Origin of the sequence: Alkalibacterium olivapovliticus, assembly GCF_003003275.1 — a bacterium.
Classification (GTDB): domain Bacteria; phylum Bacillota; class Bacilli; order Lactobacillales; family Carnobacteriaceae_A; genus Alkalibacterium; species Alkalibacterium olivapovliticum.
Map to the genome: position 1 here is coordinate 16373 of NZ_PVTO01000010.1, position 18493 is coordinate 34865.

The 18493-nt window shown below is 42.3% G+C and carries 20 protein-coding genes and 1 other RNA gene; 19 read left to right on the forward strand and 2 right to left on the reverse strand.

What is annotated here, in order from left to right; translation table 11 throughout:
* The first annotated feature begins 42 nt into the window (after positions 1 to 42).
* From CLV38_RS06320 to CLV38_RS06345, 6 genes are all read left to right on the forward strand, one after another.
* The gene (locus tag CLV38_RS06320) at positions 43 to 1317 is read left to right on the forward strand and encodes a cytochrome P450 (protein WP_106192971.1); all 1275 of its coding nucleotides are present in this window, start codon (positions 43 to 45) and stop codon (positions 1315 to 1317) included.
* Positions 1318 to 1665: 348 nt separating this feature from the next.
* An RNA gene (gene ffs, locus CLV38_RS06325) (signal recognition particle sRNA small type) lies at positions 1666 to 1753 on the forward strand.
* A gap of 147 nt (positions 1754 to 1900) precedes the next feature.
* Positions 1901 to 3616, forward strand: a complete 1716-nt coding sequence (gene dnaX, locus CLV38_RS06330; protein WP_106192973.1) for a DNA polymerase III subunit gamma/tau — start codon at positions 1901 to 1903, stop codon at positions 3614 to 3616.
* A 17-nt stretch (positions 3617 to 3633) separates the two neighbouring features.
* Positions 3634 to 3954 carry a YbaB/EbfC family nucleoid-associated protein gene (locus CLV38_RS06335; RefSeq protein ID WP_106192975.1) on the forward strand — a complete coding sequence of 107 codons (321 nt, stop codon included), beginning with the start codon at positions 3634 to 3636 and terminating at the stop codon, positions 3952 to 3954.
* A gap of 71 nt (positions 3955 to 4025) precedes the next feature.
* Positions 4026 to 4622: a recombination mediator RecR gene (gene recR / locus CLV38_RS06340; RefSeq protein ID WP_106192977.1), complete on the forward strand. Its 597-nt coding sequence runs from the start codon at positions 4026 to 4028 to the stop codon at positions 4620 to 4622.
* Between the two features lie 12 nt (positions 4623 to 4634).
* Positions 4635 to 4862, forward strand: a complete 228-nt coding sequence (locus tag CLV38_RS06345) for a YaaL family protein (protein ID WP_106192979.1) — start codon at positions 4635 to 4637, stop codon at positions 4860 to 4862.
* 212 nt (positions 4863 to 5074) lie between these two features.
* Here the strand turns inward: CLV38_RS06345 and CLV38_RS06350 are convergent, their stop codons facing one another.
* On the reverse strand, positions 5075 to 5758 hold the full coding sequence (locus CLV38_RS06350) for a hypothetical protein (RefSeq protein ID WP_106192982.1): 684 nt from the start codon (positions 5756 to 5758) through the stop codon (positions 5075 to 5077).
* A 1-nt stretch (position 5759) separates the two neighbouring features.
* Positions 5760 to 5960 (reverse strand): helix-turn-helix transcriptional regulator, encoded by a 201-nt coding sequence (locus tag CLV38_RS06355; protein WP_106192984.1) that lies wholly within the window; start codon positions 5958 to 5960, stop codon positions 5760 to 5762.
* Positions 5961 to 6467: 507 nt separating this feature from the next.
* On the opposite strand from CLV38_RS06355, the gene tmk reads away from it, so the two are divergent.
* From tmk to rsmI, 13 genes are all read left to right on the forward strand, one after another.
* Positions 6468 to 7109 carry a dTMP kinase gene (gene tmk / locus CLV38_RS06360; protein WP_106192986.1) on the forward strand — a complete coding sequence of 214 codons (642 nt, stop codon included), beginning with the start codon at positions 6468 to 6470 and terminating at the stop codon, positions 7107 to 7109.
* Between the two features lie 21 nt (positions 7110 to 7130).
* On the forward strand, positions 7131 to 7460 hold the full coding sequence (locus tag CLV38_RS06365; protein ID WP_106192989.1) for a cyclic-di-AMP receptor: 330 nt from the start codon (positions 7131 to 7133) through the stop codon (positions 7458 to 7460).
* Positions 7461 to 7477: 17 nt separating this feature from the next.
* The gene (gene holB / locus CLV38_RS06370; protein ID WP_170068835.1) at positions 7478 to 8470 is read left to right on the forward strand and encodes a DNA polymerase III subunit delta'; all 993 of its coding nucleotides are present in this window, start codon (positions 7478 to 7480) and stop codon (positions 8468 to 8470) included.
* A 132-nt stretch (positions 8471 to 8602) separates the two neighbouring features.
* The gene (locus tag CLV38_RS06375; RefSeq protein ID WP_106192994.1) at positions 8603 to 8947 is read left to right on the forward strand and encodes an initiation-control protein YabA; all 345 of its coding nucleotides are present in this window, start codon (positions 8603 to 8605) and stop codon (positions 8945 to 8947) included.
* 295 nt (positions 8948 to 9242) lie between these two features.
* Positions 9243 to 9476 carry a glutaredoxin-like protein NrdH gene (nrdH, locus tag CLV38_RS06380; RefSeq protein ID WP_106192997.1) on the forward strand — a complete coding sequence of 78 codons (234 nt, stop codon included), beginning with the start codon at positions 9243 to 9245 and terminating at the stop codon, positions 9474 to 9476.
* Positions 9477 to 9478: 2 nt separating this feature from the next.
* Entirely contained in the window at positions 9479 to 9871 is a 393-nt protein-coding gene (gene nrdI, locus CLV38_RS06385) for a class Ib ribonucleoside-diphosphate reductase assembly flavoprotein NrdI (RefSeq protein WP_106192999.1), read from the forward strand.
* Positions 9837 to 12023, forward strand: a complete 2187-nt coding sequence (gene nrdE / locus CLV38_RS06390) for a class 1b ribonucleoside-diphosphate reductase subunit alpha (RefSeq protein ID WP_211295431.1) — start codon at positions 9837 to 9839, stop codon at positions 12021 to 12023. Before nrdI ends, nrdE begins: the two co-directional genes overlap by 35 nt.
* Before the next feature lie 58 nt (positions 12024 to 12081).
* Entirely contained in the window at positions 12082 to 13044 is a 963-nt protein-coding gene (nrdF, locus tag CLV38_RS06395) for a class 1b ribonucleoside-diphosphate reductase subunit beta (protein WP_281260045.1), read from the forward strand.
* Between the two features lie 134 nt (positions 13045 to 13178).
* Complete coding sequence (gene nrdD / locus CLV38_RS06400) at positions 13179 to 15380, forward strand: anaerobic ribonucleoside-triphosphate reductase (protein ID WP_106193006.1); 2202 nt, start codon at positions 13179 to 13181, stop codon at positions 15378 to 15380.
* Position 15381: 1 nt separating this feature from the next.
* Positions 15382 to 15942, forward strand: a complete 561-nt coding sequence (gene nrdG, locus CLV38_RS06405) for an anaerobic ribonucleoside-triphosphate reductase activating protein (protein ID WP_106193008.1) — start codon at positions 15382 to 15384, stop codon at positions 15940 to 15942.
* 635 nt (positions 15943 to 16577) lie between these two features.
* A complete protein-coding gene (locus tag CLV38_RS06410; protein WP_106193180.1) occupies positions 16578 to 17294 on the forward strand; it encodes a tRNA1(Val) (adenine(37)-N6)-methyltransferase in 717 nt (238 codons plus the stop codon).
* Complete coding sequence (locus tag CLV38_RS06415; RefSeq protein WP_106193011.1) at positions 17281 to 17628, forward strand: GIY-YIG nuclease family protein; 348 nt, start codon at positions 17281 to 17283, stop codon at positions 17626 to 17628. The genes CLV38_RS06410 and CLV38_RS06415 overlap by 14 nt, the downstream gene beginning before the upstream one ends.
* On the forward strand, positions 17606 to 18484 hold the full coding sequence (gene rsmI / locus CLV38_RS06420) for a 16S rRNA (cytidine(1402)-2'-O)-methyltransferase (RefSeq protein ID WP_106193182.1): 879 nt from the start codon (positions 17606 to 17608) through the stop codon (positions 18482 to 18484). The genes CLV38_RS06415 and rsmI overlap by 23 nt, the downstream gene beginning before the upstream one ends.
* Positions 18485 to 18493 lie beyond the last annotated feature (9 nt).

Here is an 18493-nt window from a genome sequence, read left to right on the forward strand (position 1 = left end):
TTTTATACTTAATAGTAACAGAACACTATGAGGAGGAGACGTATGCAATCGACAAGAAGTTTTCCAAAAGAAGACGGATTAGAGAGTGGACTGAAGGTACTCCGAGAAGGCTATATGTATGCACCCAATCGACTTCAGGCGTATAAGTCAGATGCATTTGAGACGAGGCTGTTAGGTGAAAAAGCCATCGTTATGGGAGGCGAAGAGGCAGCTAAGCTTTTCTACGAAGAGGATAAATTCAAGCGTGAGGGAGCTGCACCGGAACCCGCAAAAGCGACATTGCTCGGAAAAGGCGGTGTACAGGGCCTAGATGATGAGGCGCATCGTCACCGTAAGAAACTGTTTATGGATTTAATGTCCAAAGAACGAATCGAAGTGTGGGCAAAACTGGTCGAAAAGTATTTGCTCAAAGCGACTAAAGAGTGGATTACACAAGATTCGATTGTCTTTTATGAAGAAAGTCAGAAAATCCTGACACAGGCTGTCTGTGAATGGGCTGGCGTACCGCTGCCGGATAAAGATGTGAAAAAACGGACGAAACAGCTGGTCAGCATGTTTGAGTCACCAATGGCTGTCAGTACCCGTCACATTGAAGGGCGAATCGGCCGTAAGCAGGCGGAATCATGGAATAAAGAGCTGATTCAACAAGTAAGAGACGGGGAGCTGAATCCTAAAGAAGATACAGCGCTGTATAGAGTAGCCTGGCATAGAGAACTGGATGGCGAACTGTTGGATCTGAAAACAGCAGCAGTCGAATTACTGAACGTTCTGCGTCCTTCTGTTGCAGTAGCAATCTACTTCGCCTTTACGGCATTAAGCCTGCACCAGTTTCCTGAAATTAAGGAAAAGCTGAATGGCGATAATCCTTATTACCTTCATATGTTTATACAGGAAATCAGACGCTATTACCCATTTTTCCCGTTCAATGGGGCAATCACTCGTAAAGACTTTGAATGGAATGGCTACTCATTTGATAAAGATACACTAGTCCTTCTCGATTTCTACGGCACGAATCATGACTCGAGAATATGGGACGAGCCTGACAATTTCGATCCCGAGCGCTTCAGCGATTGGCACACCAGCCCGACGGATCAGGTTCAGATGAAACTGGTCGCACAGGGTGGAGGCGATTATAATACTGGTCACCGTTGCCCGGGGGAATGGAATACAGTCAGAGCGATGGAGATCGTAACGGATTACCTGATCAACAAAGTCAGCTATACGGTTCCTGATCAGGATATCGGCTACAGTATGGTCAATGTTCCGACAACGCCTAAGAGTGGGATGATATTTGAAAATATTGAATTTACTGGATGACATGTGATTAAAAAACGGGTATTAGAGGAGAGTTAGATGAAAAAAATCGGCAAAATAGTCGTCCTTATTCTCATCGGCATCATCGGAGGCATGGGCGGCTCTATAAAGCAAGCAGACACACCAGCTGAAAAGTGAATCATCAAGGCGGCTTTCTACCATTCAATAGAAAGTCGTCTTTTTTTTGCTGTTAGTAAAGCTGGAGATGACAGACAGAGTGAGTATTAGTTGGGCACTGTAAAGGCCTTCTGATCATTGAAAGAGAAGAGCGACTGTCACAATTGAATCAACAGATTTTTAAAAGCTCTGGAAATAATTCATGACGTGTGCTATTATAGTAATTGCCGCAAGGCCGCATGGCAATGGTGGGCGTATGAACCGTGTCAGGTCCGGAAGGAAGCAGCACTAAGTACTGTTCCATCATGTGTCATGTGTACATAGCCATGAATAAAGCTCTTTGTTCATAGAAAGATGTTCCTTATTATAAGGGCATCTTTTTTTTGCTCAAAGCTGAAAATTTCTTTTTTAATCGAGTGGCATTTAGCCTATAATAAAGAAGAGACTGAATGAAGAAAAGAGGGAGAAAATGAGTTATCAAGCTTTATATCGTGTCTGGCGTCCTCAGCGGTTTGAAGATGTGGCGGGGCAGGAAGCCGTTACGAAGACTTTAAGAAATGCTTTGAGTCAGGGGAACACGAGTCATGCTTATTTATTCTCCGGTCCAAGGGGAACAGGAAAAACAAGTGCAGCCAAAATATTCGCTAAAGCGATGAACTGTCCTCACGCTCAAGATGGGGAACCGTGTAACGCCTGTGATATTTGTAAAGCCATTACGTTAGGGAACCTGAATGATGTTATTGAAATCGATGCGGCTAGTAATAATGGAGTCGAAGAAATAAGAGACATTCGTGAGAAGGCAAACTATGCTCCTACTCAGGCTGAATATAAAGTCTATATAATAGATGAGGTCCACATGCTCTCTATGGGTGCATTTAATGCGCTGCTAAAAACATTGGAGGAACCACCGGCCAATGTCGTGTTCATTCTAGCCACAACCGAACCGCATAAGATCCCGCTGACCATTATTTCGAGAACACAACGGTTTGATTTCAGACGGATCTCACCTCAGGATATTATTCGACGGATGACTTATATCTTAAAGGAAAAAGAAGTTGAGTATGAAGAGGATGCCCTTTTAGCTATCGCAAAAGCGGCTGAAGGGGGGATGAGGGATGCCTTGAGTATACTGGACCAGGCCCTTTCTTTTTCAGATGGACTGATCACTCTTGACGAAACACTGCGGATCACAGGAAGTATCACACAGGAACTGTTGAGTGAATATGTATCAGCGGCATTAGTCAATGATACCGAAAAAGGATTGTCACTCCTTCACGCCATTCTGCAGGAAGGAAAAGACGCCAACCGTCTGGTAGATGATACCATCCTTTTTTGTAGAGATATATTGATATACAGTAAAACACAGGAAGAAACCGTGCTGAAAATGAGCAAAGTGGATGACCAGTTCAAGCAGCTTTCAGCGCAGGCAGATCCTGAGAAAATTTATGACATCATCCGGGTCATGAATCAGACCCATCAGGAAATGAGACAATCAAGTCACGCTGAAGTGTATTTGGAAGTCGCGACTGTTCGTCTGACACAGCCTGTCATGACAAAAGTGGCACCGGCTGCTTCCGAAGCAAAGGGAGACAGTCAGGAACTCAGTAATATGAAAGATAAAATGCAGCAGATGCAGAAAATGATTGAACAAATGCAGCAGGGTGTTCAAAACACAGCGGCACCAAAACCCGCCGCTCAGTCACGTAAGCCGAAAAAACAGCAGACATTCAAAGTGAATCAGACACAGGTCTTCAGAATATTGGAAAAAGCGACAAAAGATGATCTTGCCAAATTAAAAGATGTCTGGCCTGATTTGATCGATTACCTGCCGGCTGGTCAAAAAGCGATCATGAAGACGTCTAAACCGGTCGCAGCGAGTCCTAATGGGTTGGTTGTCACGTTTGATTATGATATTCTATGTGAGAGAGCTCAAAATGATTCGTTTCTGCTGGATTCGATCGGCGATTATCTAGAAAAAGTGATTGGCCATCGGGCTGAACTGTGTACGGTGCCATCTGAACAATGGCCGACTGTCAGACAGTCCTTTATCCAGCGTCTGAAAAAGGGCGGCGAGACAGTAGAAGAAGATGTCTCAGCTGAACAAGAGTCAGCTCCTGAGGAAGATGCCATCGTGACTGAAGCGATCGGGATGTTCGGAAAAGAAATTGTAACGATTAAAGAATAAGAGAGGATGAATGCCCAATGCGTGGCGGAATGGGAAATATGCAAGGTATGATGAAAAAAATGCAGAAAATACAGAAAGAAATGGAATCTGCACAGGAAGCATTAAACGAAACAGAGTTTACAGGAACAGCCAATGATGATCTGGTGACAGTACTGTTTACAGGCGACAAGAAATGTAAGAAAGTAACGATCAAAGAAGACATTGTGGACCCTGAAGATGTTGAAATAATGGAAGATCTAGTTTTACTTGCAGTAAATGATGCATTGACTAAAATAGACGAAGAAACTGAAAAGACGATGGGAAAATACTCTAAAGGATTAGGGATTCCCGGAATGTAACACAGTTCAAGTTTGAAGACTGTAAATTCAGGAGTGATTTTAGCTGAGTTTACAGAAGAAAGGACACGGTTATGCATTATCCAGAACCGATAGCACAATTAATGGAAAGTTATATGAAATTGCCAGGAATCGGGGAGAAAACAGCTGCCCGCCTGGCTTTTTATACGGTAGGTATGAATGAAGATGATGTGACACGATTTGCCAAAGCTCTCATCAGTGTCAAGCGGGATTTGACCTATTGTTCGGTCTGCGGGAACATGACACAGAATGATCCGTGTGATATTTGTGAGGACAAGAACCGTGATCAGTCTGTTATTCTGGTTGTTGAACACCCTAAAGATGTGATTTCGATGGAGAAAATGCACGAATTTAAAGGACTTTATCATGTCCTGCATGGAGTATTGTCACCCATCGAAGGAACCGGACCGGAAGATATCAACATTCCGGTCCTCATCAAACGGCTTCAGAAAGATGAGATTGTGGAGGTCATTATAGCCACCAATGCAACAGCTGAGGGAGAAGCAACTGCTATGTATCTTTCACGTCTGATTAAACCGGCAGGCATAAAAGTCACACGTCTCGCTCACGGCTTGTCAGTTGGCAGCGATATAGAATACGCAGATGAAGTCACGCTGCTTAAAGCAGTTGAAGGCAGAAGAGAAATGTAGGGAACGTGACGTATGGGATTTTTTAGAAAAAAACATCAGTTGAAAAACGAGTATGACCAGAAGCTGATCACACTCATAAAAAAACAGAGGCAATTGTACGAAGCCGGGAAACATCTCGATAACATCATGATTAAAGAAAATTCGACATGGGAAGCTGAATCAAAGCTTCAGAAAGCCAAGTACTTTTATCTGTTTAAAGAGGCACGTATCAGGCATTTGAAAGGTGACCATTTGAAGTAATGCAGTAAACTGACTTCTATTACCATTACAGCAGATGAGTGCAAACGAGTTAATGGATCAAAAAAACACCACTTGGGTACCAATTCCTTAAAGCTAGAGTAAACAATCTAACTTTAAGGGGTCAGTACCTTGTGTGGTGTTTTTTTATACAATCAAAGTTAAGTCTAGCTTATTTAAAATAGGCTCTTGCGAATCAGTGCGTATACTATCTCTTAATCTTCATCACTGATCGACTGATGAAATCGATGCCCGGCAAACAACACAAGCAATATAATCACAGCACTGAATAGAATGGGGAAAAGATCAACGCCAGTCTCAGATGGCTCTCCAAATAGAAAGACCAGTAAATCATAAAACAAATTTCCTGAATCTCTGAAAACAGGTCCGGTGATGAATAAGGTAGTAAGAAACACGGCTATAGAGAGTATTCTTATTCTTGTTTTCTTTTTTATACGATTAACTCTATAAACAACTTCTTCAGCTGCTTTCCCTATGACATTCAATCTGACCGCATAAGTCTGTGCGATGATGAAAGACAATAGCGAGGGAACAATCAGTGCAATTCCAAGTATAATCAGCAAAGTGATATTGGTCGTATCTGTCAGTGTCTTGTCCACGATCAGTCCAATCCACAAAAGACCAACGAGGGGGTAGTAGCTAAACGCCATACTCTTTTGTTCGATGGTCTTTCCAAGTTCTTCATTTGGTAAGATTCCGTCTTTATTCTTGCGGGATCCCCATGTCCAGAAGTAAAAGAAGCCGACTGTGACAGCACCTGTGAGAATGACTTCTTGGTATCCAATGGGCGAGCCACTAAACAGACGGTAAATCAAATTACCAATCATTGCCAAAGTTATTAAGCCTAAAACTAGTCCATACGTTTTTTTAAGTGTCATTTTAATTTCCTCCTTTAGGTAAGAAAAGCCAATCGATAGTGGTATCAAGGTTCTTTGCTATGTCAAAAGCCAGCTGCAGACTGGGGTCGTATTTATTATTCTCGATTGCATTGATCGTCTGCCTGCTGACACGACATAATTCGGCCAGTTTTCCTTGAGATATTTTTTTATCTTCACGTAGCACTCTTATATGGTTGTGCATATGTAACCCCCTGATTAATCGAATGTGTCAAACATGTTTTACATATTTAGTGTATAGAATAATCTTTATAGTGTCAAACATGTTTTACACCAAATGGGAAATGCTCACTTTTTAAGCGGTGAAGAGGTTGTTTTTTGGTGTCGTCCACTTTAACAAAGCCGTCATGTTTCAGATTGACTGAATCATAATAAGTCGAGTACTATTTAGTCGAAACTCCTCAAGATACAATGTGATCTAAATAAGTACACGCTACTCCGTTCTAAACTTCTGAAGAAAAGCTCTAATCTTCAGCCCTTTCCCGATTCCTGCCTAAAACTTCTGAAGATTTGCACGTATAACAGCAATTATTTCTCAATATACAATTAATCAGCTGACTGGAAGGCTTCTTATCGGGTGAATAGTAGTGTGCCGGTTTTCAGAACCTGCTTTTCGAGAAACGAATGGACAAGACGGATTAATCTACCGTATAATGAATATAAGAATACTGTTAAAGATGGGGGAAATGTCGTGAAGGGATTATTTATCACGATCGAAGGGCCGGACGGGGCAGGAAAGTCCAGTCTGGTAAAAAGATTAAATGAGGCAATTCAAAACGAGACCGATCGTCCTTTAGTCATGACGAGAGAACCGGGTGGAAGTGAGATTGCTGAAGAAATCAGAGAAATTATTTTAAACCCGCTCCATACCAAAATGGATGCCAGGACAGAGGCGCTCCTGCTGGCAGCCGGACGACGTCAGCATGTAGTCGAAAAAATACGCCCAGCCTTGGACAGAGGAGATATTGTCTTGTGTGACCGCTTTGTAGACAGTTCTATTGCCTATCAGGGTCAGGCGAGAGGAATCGGAATAGAAGAAGTTAAAGCGATCAACGAATTCGCGATTGAAGGCTTACGACCTGATTTGACTATCTATTTAGATGTGGAAGCACATGTTGGACTTGAGCGTATTAAAGATAAAAAGTTGAACCGGAAACAGGATCGATTAGAGCTTGAGGCAATAACATTTCATGAAGACGTTCGAAAAGGCTACTTTAAGTTGATCGATCTGGAACCAGATCGTTTTACAATCATTGATGCATCAAAGGATGAAGATCATGTTTTTCAGGAAACGTGGGCTGTTATAAAAGCAAAAATCAGCGACAAAAATTAAGACAAGGAAAGGATGATCACGATGAAATTAATCGTTGCAATTGTTCAGAATCAAGACAGTAAACGTTTGGCAGATGAGTTTGTGGAGAATGGAATCAGAGCCACTAAATTGTCTTCAACAGGAGGATTTTTAAGATCAGGAAACACGACGTTTCTATTAGGAGTAGAAGACAGAAAAGTGGATGACGTTCTGGAACTGATTAAAGAAAACTGTTCAACTCGCAGCCAGACTATGATGAGTCCACCCTCTTATGACTTTACGCTTGAATCCGATCTGACTTACCCGGTCGATGTTGAAGTTGGCGGCGCAACCCTATTTGTTCTTCCAATCGATCAGTTTTTACAATTCTAATTAACAGGGGACCTATGATGTCTACTCAAACAAACAGACAGCCGAGCATTCAGCGGCTGTTTCTTCAGTTACTAAAGAAAAATAGATTACAGCATGCTTATATATTTGAAGGAAAAGCCGGGACAGGAAAAAAAGAGATGGCTATGTGGATCACTCAGTCTCTTTACTGTCCTCAAAACGAGCACGGCGCCTGTCAGTCCTGTGAGACGTGCCGACGAATTGCTGAACACCATCACCCGGATGTGCTTGAAATAGAGCCGGATGGTCAATCAATCAAAATTGGTCAGGTCAGGGCGCTGAAAGAAGAGTTCACTAAAAGCGGGATGGAAAGTCGGCGTAAACTAGTAATTGTTAAAGATGCTGAAAAGATGACCAATCAGGCAGCGAACAGTTTGCTGAAGTTTCTGGAAGAGCCGGACGGTGACATTACGGTGTTTCTTCTGACAACGGCTAAACATAGACTGCTTTCAACCATCCTGTCACGTAGTCAGCTGATTCATTTTCCGCAGCTGCCCAAATTAGACCGGATTCAGACGCTGGTTGATAATGGCCTCTCAAAAGAAAAGGCTGCGATTTTAGTTCACCTGACAAGTGATGCGAACGAGGCAGAAGAGCTTGCGGGAAAAGAAGAGCTGACCCAACTCATTCAAACCGTCTGGAAATGGTATACGTTCATATCAAAAAAAGACGATCAGGCCTTTGTTTACGTCCATACAGATCTTATGTCACTAGCTAAAGAAAAAGCTGACCAGTATCTCGTACTGGATTTGATGCTTATCCTGCTCCAGGATGTCTTGAACAGCCAGGTCAGCGAAGACTATTCCTTTGCATTTACGTCTCAGCAGGATGACCTAAAAAAAGATGCTGCCATTTTAAGACCTCTGACTATTGCTAAGATGATGGAAGTCATCCTTACAGGTAAGAAGCAATTGGACAGTAATGTGGCGGCGCAGGGCATATTTGAAGACTGTTCCCTGCAGCTGATAGCCATCGTAAAAGAAGGACGCTAGTTTAGAAAGACTGCTCAGTTCGTTTGGCAATTTTATACTAATCATGGTATGCTATAAAGAGATGTGGGAAAGAAATCGAACCCGCTCTGTAGAAAATCAGCTAACGATGAAAGTAAAAAGAAGTGGTGACCAATGAATAAAAAAGAACTGCACGATACTTTTTCTGACTTAGAATCTCAAGCAGCAGCCACCTTGGATATAATCAAAAACATGAAAAAAGAGTTATCTCACTTAACCGAAGATAACAATGTTTTACGGATGGAAAATCAGCACTTAAGAGATCGTTTAGCAGAAATTATTAAGCAGCAATCACTGGAAAAACAATTGACAGATACGGGTATGACAAAATCTCGTCTGAATCTCGAGAAGATATATGAAGACGGCTTTCATGTCTGTAATCTTTTTTACGGTTCACGAAGAGATGGAGACGAACCGTGTGCTTTTTGTCTCGAAGTCATCTATGGCGAAAGAAAATAAGCACCACTATATATAGTGTCTAGAAAAAAACATTAAAGTTTTTTACAACAAAACACTCCCGACAGACGTGCATTCTGACGTTCTTGACGGGAGTGTGTTTTTTGTTTAGGCACTATATGTTGTGTTCGGTTTAAAAATAATCAATATATCTAGTGTGTTCCTCTTGATTTTTATTTATTCTGCTGTAAAATAAAACTATCGTTAAAATAATAAATTTAAACGGACAGAATAACTCACATACAATATGTTGTATGTGTTATATAACCGATAATTACCCTTAATGGAGGAGATCAACATGCAAAACACACCCGTAGTCGTCTATTCTAAACCTAATTGTATGCAATGTAATTTCACTAAAAAATTTCTGGAAGATAAAGGCATTCCTTATCAAGTTAAAGATATCGAGCAAAATGAACAGGCAGTCAACGAAGTGAAAAGTCTTGGATTTAGTTCTTTACCTGTTGTTATTGCCGAAGGTATCGAAGCTTTCCACGGATTCAGACCTGACTTGCTTAATAGACTGGCATAATAATGAAAGTTGTTTACTTCTCATTAACTGGACAGACCAGAAAATTTGTAAACAAATTAAATATGGATTTGCTGGAGTTGAATCCGGCAAATCCATTTATCGTCGTAACTGAACCTTTCATTATTGTGACACCTACTTATGATGAAGAAGTTAGTGACCTTCTAAACGATTTTCTGGAAACTGCAGAAAATGTGTCTTATTTCAAAGGCATTGCCGGTGGCGGAAATATCAATTTTGGTCAGCTGTTCGTATTTACAGCAAAAGACATTTCGAAAGCATACAACGTCCCTTTACTTCATCAGTTCGAATTTCAAGGATCAGATGAAGATGTAAGAATACTGAAGAAAGCGGTGAAAGATCTTGGCTTCAAACTCCACAGTGAAAGCAACGACTAAAGACACAACTTATTTTCAATTAAATAACGAAATCAACCGACCGGTAAACAATCAGATCCCTCTTCACAAAGATCAGGAAGCGGTACGTGCTTACTTTAAAGAGCATGTGAATCCGAACACAGTCCCTTTTGACTCCGTTCTCGATAAAATCGACTATTTGACTAATAACGACTTTATTGAAGAGCCTTTCCTGAAAAAATATTCCCGTGACTTTATTACAGAATTGTTTGAGGATTTATATCAGAAAGGCTTCCGTTTCCGTTCATTCATGGGCGCATACAAATTTTACACGCAATATGCCCTGAGAACGAATGACGGTAAACGTTACCTGGAGCGCTTCGAAGACCGCATTGCATTCAATGCTTTATTCCTTGCAGACGGTGACGAAGAACTGGCGAGACACATCGCTGATGAGATTTTAAATCAGCGTTATCAGCCAGCAACACCGACATTTTTAAACGCCGGGAGAAAACGTAGAGGCGAGTTGGTCTCCTGTTTCCTGGTTCAGGCAACAGATGATATGAACAGCATCGGACGCGTCATCAACTCTGCTCTGCAGCTGTCACGTATTGGCGGAGGCGTAGGGGTCAACTTATCAAACCTGAGAGCGGCCGGAGACCCGATCAAGAAGATTGAAAATGCATCAAGTGGTGTGCTTCCAGTTATGAAATTACTCGAAGACAGCTTCAGTTATTCAAACCAGCTGGGCCAGAGAAATGGTGCCGGAGCAGTTTACCTGAACATCTTCCATCCGGATATCCTGCGTTTCTTATCCACTAAAAAAGAAAATGCTGACGAAAAAGTAAGAGTGAAGACACTGTCACTTGGTGTCGTTGTTCCAGATAAATTCTATGAATTGGCTGCTCGCAACGAAGAAATGTATTTATTCAGCCCGTACGATGTTGAACGCATCTATGGGGAACCCTTCGCGTATGTCGATATTACTGAAGAGTACGACAACATGGTGGCAAACCCGGAAATCAAGAAGACAAAACTCAATGCCAGAGAACTGGAAAATGAATTGTCCAAACTGCAACAGGAATCGGGCTATCCGTATATCATCAATATTGATACGGCTAATAGAGAAAATCCTGTACACGGAACGATTACGATGAGTAATTTATGTAGTGAAATCCTGCAGATTCAGGAACCGTCTGTGATTAAAGATAATCAGGAGTACGAAGTCCTTGGAACAGATATCAGTTGTAACTTGGGGTCTACTAATATAGTGAACCTAATGAACACACCTGATTTTGAGCAGTCGATCGATACAATGGTCAGAGCTCTGACTTACGTTACGGATAAATCAAGTATTGAGGCAGTTCCGACAATTAAAAACGGAAACGACCGATACCACACGATTGGGTTGGGTGCTATGGGACTCCACACGTTCTTTGCATTGAATCAGATGCACTACGGATCACCGGAGTCGATCGAATTTACAGATGCTTACTTTATGCTCTTGAACTACCATACGCTGAAAGCCAGCAATAAAATGGCCAGAGAGCGCAATGACGTTTTTCATAACTTTGAAAAATCTGCCTATGCTGACGGACGATATTTCGATCGTTACACGTCTGAATCATTCTCATTCGACCATGATAAAGTAGCGGGTATTTTCAGAGATAAAAACATTACGGTACCGTCTAAAGAAGACTGGATGCAACTGAAAGAAGACATTCAGACGCATGGACTGTATCATCAGAACCGACTGGCTGTAGCGCCAACTGGATCGATCAGCTATGTCAACGAAACATCTGCCAGTATCCATCCGATTACACGTTTGGTCGAAGAACGTCAGGAAAAACTGACCGGTAAAACCTATTACCCTGCTCGTTATCTTTCTAATGAAACAATGCCTTATTACGTGAGTGCCTATGATATGGATATGCGTAAAGTAATCGATATCTATGCAGCTGCACAAAAACACGTCGATCAGGGAATGAGTCTGACACTGTTCATGCGCTCAGTTATTCCTGAAGGCTTGTACGAGTGGAAAGAAGGCAGAACCAATAAACAGACCACACGTGATTTAACCATACTCAGACAGTATGCACATAAAAAAGGAATCAAATCGATTTATTATATCCGCACATTTACGGATGACGAGGAAGAAATCGGCGCAAATGCGTGCGAAAGCTGTACGATATAATTCGCAGGCAGATAAGGTGACGACAGAGAGTCGTTGTGCCAATGAAGGAGAGTTCAAAGTGACTGAAACATATAAAGCCATAAACTGGAACCGTATTGAAGACATGATCGACAAGCTGACATGGGAAAAACTGGTCGAACAGTTCTGGACAGATACCCGTATCCCCTTATCGAATGACTTGAGTGACTGGAATACGTTAGCGCTGGATGAAAGAGATATGATTGCAAAAGTGTTTGGAGGATTGACTCTTCTGGACACGCTTCAGTCTCAGGACGGTATCGAAGCACTGAAAAAGCATAGCCGTACACAACATGAAGAGGCCGTGTATAACAATATCGAATTTATGGAATCGATGCATGCGAAAAGTTACAGCGCGATTTTCAGTACGCTGAATTCAAAATCAGAGATCGATGATATATTCGACTGGACTCACAGCAATCCGATGCTTCAAAAGAAAGCACAAATCATCAATGCTATTTATCAAGAAGGCACTGAGCTTCAGAAAAAAGTAGCCAGTGTATTTCTGGAATCTTTCCTGTTTTATTCCGGATTCTATGCGCCGCTGCGCTATTTGGGTAATGGAAAGTTGACGAATGTGGCTGAGATCATCAAGTTGATCCTCCGTGACGAATCCGTTCATGGAACGTACATCGGCTACAAATTTCAGATCGCATTCAATCAACTGAGTGAGTCTGAACAGGAAGAAATGAAAAACTGGACGTATGAATTGCTCTTTAAACTTTATGAGAACGAAACAGAATACACGAGCTATCTATACGATGCCATTGGGTGGACCGAGAGTGTCGGGATTTTCCTTAGGTATAATGCCAACAAAGCTCTGCAGAATCTAGGGTTCGATCCACTCTTCCCGGATACTGCTCAAGATGTGGATCCTATTATTATGAATGGGATATCGACGGGAACCAGCAACCACGACTTTTTCTCTCAAGTAGGGAACGGCTACTTAGTGGGGATGGTCGAATCAATGGATGACAGCGATTATGAAAAATGGTTCAGTTAATTAAATAGAGGAGAAGGCGTCTCGTGGGGAGGCGCCTCATCCTGTTAATTCACATACATATTTTTTTAGTAACGCTTGTGAATGTTTGAATAAGTGGATGAATAATAAAAAAAGGATAAGGACGGTGTTTGATCATGCAGAATGTGAAATGGAACGATAAGAAAATCGCAGAACTTAATGAAAAAATCATCAACGACGGGTTGAAGGATGTTCAAAAACGAGACGGCCGTATGCAGAGATACAGCCGGAAAAAAATCACGGAGGCTCTTTTCCAGGCAGTGGAACAGTTGGATTTGACCTACACCTTTGATGATTTAAAAGCAATTGCGTACGATGTGGAAGAAATGATACTGGCCAAAAAATGTAAACAGCTGGATACTAAGGAGATAGATTTTTTAGTCCTGGATGTTTTGAATGCCTATACCTTTGATGATCTGGCGGAAGGGTATATCCAGCGCCGTGAAGAAAAAGAGAAAGAGCGCGAAACAAGACGTGATGTGAATGCGATGATCAAGAGTCTTCTGATGAAGGAGAAATCCATCGTCAACGAAAATGCGAATAAGGACAGTAAGGTATTCAACACGCAGCGGGATTTGACAGCCGGGATCGTTGGGAAGGCACTGGGTCTTAAAATGCTTCCGCCTCATGTGGCTAATGCCCATGAAAAAGGGGAGATCCATTATCACGACCTGGACTATACACCGTATGCTCCAATGAGTAATTGCTGTCTGATCGATTTCAAGCATATGTTTGAAGAGGGATTCCAGATCGGGAATGCAGAAGTGGGCTCACCGAGATCGATTCAGACAGCTGCTGCGCAAACAGCTCAGATTATAGCGAATGTCGCATCCAGTCAGTACGGTGGGTGCAGTTTTGACCGAATCGATGAAGTTCTGGCCCCTTATGCTGAACTGAACTTTCAGAAACACATACAGACGGCGGAAAAATGGATTGAGGGTCAGACTAAACGGGAAGCCTTTGCTGAAGAAAAAACGAAAAAAGATATTTACGATGCGATGCAGAGCCTGGAGTATGAAATCAATACTCTTTATACCTCCCAGGGGCAGACGCCGTTCACAAGTCTTGGTTTCGGACTGGGTGAGAACTGGATTGAACGCGAAATCCAAAAAGCCATTTTGAATGTTCGTATTAAAGGGCTGGGTAAAGAAAAACGTACAGCGATTTTTCCGAAACTGATTTTCACACTGAAACGCGGACTGAATTTGAATGAGACAGATCCAAATTACGACATCAAGGAACTGGCTCTTGAATGTTCAACTAAACGGATGTATCCGGACGTGTTAAGTTATGACAAACTGATTGATATCACGGGCAGCTTTAAAACACCAATGGGTTGCCGTTCGTTCCTTCAAGGGTGGACAGACGAGGACGGTACTGACGTATCAGCAGGGCGTATGAATCTGGGGGTAGTAACTCTTAATGTTCCGCGTATTGCGATCGAGGCAAAAGGAGATGTCCATCGGTTCAGTATACTACTTGAAGAACGACTCCGTCTGATAAAGGATGCATTACTGTTTAAAGCCAACCGGGTGATGGACGCAGAACCAGCCAATGCACCCATTTTATATATGCATGGGGCATTCGGGAAGCGGTTAGCAAAAGAAGATAAGGTATCTGATCTATTTTTGAACAAACGGGCAACCATTTCACTCGGCTATATCGGTCTCTATGAAGCGGCAACGACTTTTTTCGGTCCAGAATGGGAAACAAATGAAGAAGCAAAAGCCTTTACACTCGATATCATGAGAACGTTGAAAGCACATGCCGATGAGTGGGGTAATGAGAGCGGGATTCATGTGAGTGTGTATTCGACTCCAAGTGAAAGCCTGACAGATCGTTTTTGTAAACTGGATATCGAGAAATTCGGCCTGCTTGAAGACATCACGGATAAAGGCTACTATACTAATAGCTTCCACTATGATGTCCGAAAAAATCCAACCCCGTTTGAAAAAATAGACTTTGAAAAAGATTATGCCGAGTATACAGGTGGCGGATTCATTCATTACTGTGAGTATCCTAAATTGCAGACTAACCCGAAAGCGCTGGAAGCTGTATGGGATTATGCTTATGACCGTATTGGTTATCTCGGAACGAATACACCGATTGACCGCTGTTACGAGTGTGATTTCGAAGGAGACTTTAAACCGACTGAGGATGGATTCAGATGTCCGAGCTGTGGCAACACAAATCCTGAAACATGTGATGTCGTCAAGCGAACGTGTGGGTATCTAGGCAATCCGCAGAAAAGACCAATGGTAGCCGGTCGACACAAGGAAATTTCCTCACGAGTAAAGCATATTAAAGGGACTGAATAAGATGGCTGTAAATCCAGTTAACTGGACCTCAGAGCGATTCAGCAAAAATTTTGTCGCAGATTACAAGCCCTATAACTTTGTAGACGGTGAAGGGGTCAGATGCAGTATTTATGTCAGTGGCTGCCCTTTTGCCTGCAAAGGCTGTTATAATAAAGCAGCTCAGGACTTCAGTTATGGATCTCCTTATTCACCAGAATTGGAAAATCAGATCATAACAGATTTGAGCGCCGATTACTGTCAGGGCTTGACACTTCTAGGAGGCGAACCGTTTCTAAATACAGGTGTGACAGTCCCTTTATGCGAACGCGTAAGAGAAGCTTTTGGACGAACGAAAGACATCTGGTCATGGACTGGTTACACGTGGGAAGAATTGATGGAAGGCACTGACGATAAATTAAAGCTGCTGGAACTGATCGATGTGGTTGTCGACGGCCGATTCGAGCAGGATAAGATGAATCTCAATCTTGCTTTTAGAGGAAGTTCAAATCAGCGGATCATAGATGTCCAGGCATCTTTAGAATCTGGCGACGTTAAATTGTGGAATGAAGGAGACTATTACTAAATCCTAGTGGAACTTGGCGAAAATACAAGCCTGCGCTGACTGGTATAAGACGACTTTTATCTCCCTTCAGGCACTCGATTAGCCTTTTGTGCAGATTGGTGTTATACTATAAGGACGTTAAAGATAAATATGAAGTATTATATAAACACGTTTTAAAGAAGTTTATTCACACTGGATCAGCTATGGGGCTGTAAGGACATGATAGAGGTAGGGATCATGTCGTCTAAATGAGAAACCTAGTAATATAGATATGAATAGAAATACCCAGCAATTTACTTTACAAATATTTATCGTTTAATCAGAAAGCCACTCCTCGTTGAGTGGCTTTTGTCAATTCTCCAGATTTACCGGCTGAAGACTTTGTGTCAGTCTTTTTTTATTGAGTGGAGAATGATAGTGAATGGTCATTGTCTGAACTCGAGCGGACTCATAAGATCAGTAATAAGAAAGAACCGCCCATTCTACCAATTCAACAAATTAACAGCTAAAGCCAGTACCTTCCATCCAATTCGGTTTAAACTGAAAATAAAAATTAAAACTGGCTATTTTATTTGGTATACTGAAGCTACTTCATTAAACAAAGGAAGAATGTAGTGACTATACGATTAAAAGAAGACGAGCGCATCGATCAGATCATGCAGTATGGCCTGGATATCATTCAGAGTCCTTCTGTATTCTCTTTTTCACTGGATGCCATATTATTAGGTGAATTCGCTAAAGTACCGAGACATGACCGGGCCAGAATTGTGGACCTGTGTTCAGGAAATGGTGCCGTGGCCCTTATGATCAGTCAGCAGACAAAGAGTAAAGTAACAGCTGTCGAAATTCAGGACCGCCTGGTCGATATGGCTGAGCGAAGTATTGAGTTGAACGGGCTAAGAGATCAGATTGAGATCGTTCACGAAGATGTCAACACGCTGACAGGATATATTCCAAAGGATTCAGTTGATGTCATCACGTGTAACCCGCCTTATTTTACAGTATCAGAAGCAAGCAAGAAGAATCCCAATGAACATCTGGCTATTGCCAGACATGAACTGCACTTGACTCTGAAGGAACTGATGTCGGTAACGTCGGGTTTGCTTAAAACAAAAGGAAAGGCCTTCTTTGTTCATCGTCCAGAGCGATTTCTCGAAATCATGGATGCTATGCGCGAAGTGGATCTGGCTCCGAAACGGATCCAGTTTATTCACCCTAAAGCAGGCAGAGAAGCAAATATTATGCTGATTGAAGGCATTAAAAGAGGAAAAGCGGATGGACTGAAGATCCTGCCGCCTCTTGTTGTGTATGATGACAACGGAGATTATTTTCCAGAAGTGAGAAGGATGATTTACGGAAATGAGTCAGACTAAAACAAGTTACTTTTACGTCCTCCATTGCAAGGACGGAACGTTGTATGGTGGCTATACAACTGATCTTGACAGACGGTTGAAGGAACACAATGACGGAGTCGGGGCGAAATATACACGACCAGGCAGACGAAGACCGTTGAGGATGTTGTATGCAGAGGCTCATCCTTCAAGAAGTGACGCAACAAAAGCAGAAGCAGCGTTTAAAAAGCTGATGCGCAGACAGAAAGACCAGTTTTTAATTAAGCAGGGTGTCAAGCGTCCGTATGACAAACAGCAGACCTGTATAGTGAAAGAGGTGAGGACGGAAAATGATCAGCACGCAGAAGAGCTTTGAGAAGAAGGAGCAGGGAAGCTTGTACTTAGTTCCGACCCCTATAGGCAATCTGGACGACATGACATTTCGTGCCATTCAAATCCTGAAAGAAGTGGATTACATTGCATCAGAAGATACGCGTAACACCCAGAAATTACTTAACCATTTTGACATCAGCACATCACAGCTCAGCTATCATGAACACAATACGAATGAGCGGACACCCCAGCTGATTGAAAAAATGCTGAATGGACAATCGGTCGCACAAGTCAGTGATGCTGGGATGCCTTCAATCAGTGACCCAGGAGTCGAACTGGTCAAGGCCGCAATCGAGTCAGGCATTACAGTTGTCCCATTACCGGGTCCCAACGCTGCTTTGACAGCCCTTATCGCATCCGGACTTACACCGCAGCCTTTCTACTTCTATGGATTTCTGCCACGGAAGAAAAAAGATTTAGTAGCCAGTCTGGTTGATTTGAATAAACGGGAAGAAACACTGGTCTTTTACGAATCACCACACCGGATCAAACAAGTGGTGGAACAGATGGTCATTGTGTTCGGGGCAGAAAGGCAAATCGTTCTGGCAAGAGAAGTCACGAAACGGTTTGAAGAGTTTGTACGCGGGACCGCTCCGGACGTTTTAGAGTGGCTGGAAAACGAACAGATACGTGGAGAGTTCGTTTTAATAGTAGAAGGAAACAGCGATATAGAAGAAGAGGCACCTCAATCTTGGGAATCACTCAGCTTGAAAGACCATGTGGAGGAACTGATGGAGAATCAGGATCTGCCGAGCAAAAAAGCGATAAAAGAAGTGGCTCAGTTAAGAGGACTGCAGAAAAGAGAAGTATACGCAGCCTATCATGAGATCAACGAGTAAGAGGAGGAA

Coding starts and splice junctions, on each gene's coding strand:
- nrdH (WP_106192997.1), top strand. CDS start 9,243: ATGCAAAACACACCCGTAGTCGTCTATTCTAAACCTAATTGTATGCAA.
- CLV38_RS06355 (WP_106192984.1), bottom strand. CDS start 5,960: ATGCACAACCATATAAGAGTGCTACGTGAAGATAAAAAAATATCTCAA.
- CLV38_RS06335 (WP_106192975.1), top strand. CDS start 3,634: ATGCGTGGCGGAATGGGAAATATGCAAGGTATGATGAAAAAAATGCAG.
- CLV38_RS06415 (WP_106193011.1), top strand. CDS start 17,281: ATGAGTCAGACTAAAACAAGTTACTTTTACGTCCTCCATTGCAAGGAC.
- CLV38_RS06320 (WP_106192971.1), top strand. CDS start 43: ATGCAATCGACAAGAAGTTTTCCAAAAGAAGACGGATTAGAGAGTGGA.
- CLV38_RS06365 (WP_106192989.1), top strand. CDS start 7,131: ATGAAATTAATCGTTGCAATTGTTCAGAATCAAGACAGTAAACGTTTG.
- recR (WP_106192977.1), top strand. CDS start 4,026: ATGCATTATCCAGAACCGATAGCACAATTAATGGAAAGTTATATGAAA.
- CLV38_RS06350 (WP_106192982.1), bottom strand. CDS start 5,758: ATGACACTTAAAAAAACGTATGGACTAGTTTTAGGCTTAATAACTTTG.
- dnaX (WP_106192973.1), top strand. CDS start 1,901: ATGAGTTATCAAGCTTTATATCGTGTCTGGCGTCCTCAGCGGTTTGAA.
- nrdI (WP_106192999.1), top strand. CDS start 9,479: ATGAAAGTTGTTTACTTCTCATTAACTGGACAGACCAGAAAATTTGTA.
- CLV38_RS06345 (WP_106192979.1), top strand. CDS start 4,635: ATGGGATTTTTTAGAAAAAAACATCAGTTGAAAAACGAGTATGACCAG.
- nrdG (WP_106193008.1), top strand. CDS start 15,382: ATGGCTGTAAATCCAGTTAACTGGACCTCAGAGCGATTCAGCAAAAAT.
- holB (WP_170068835.1), top strand. CDS start 7,478: ATGTCTACTCAAACAAACAGACAGCCGAGCATTCAGCGGCTGTTTCTT.
- CLV38_RS06375 (WP_106192994.1), top strand. CDS start 8,603: ATGAATAAAAAAGAACTGCACGATACTTTTTCTGACTTAGAATCTCAA.
- CLV38_RS06410 (WP_106193180.1), top strand. CDS start 16,578: ATGCAGTATGGCCTGGATATCATTCAGAGTCCTTCTGTATTCTCTTTT.
- nrdD (WP_106193006.1), top strand. CDS start 13,179: ATGCAGAATGTGAAATGGAACGATAAGAAAATCGCAGAACTTAATGAA.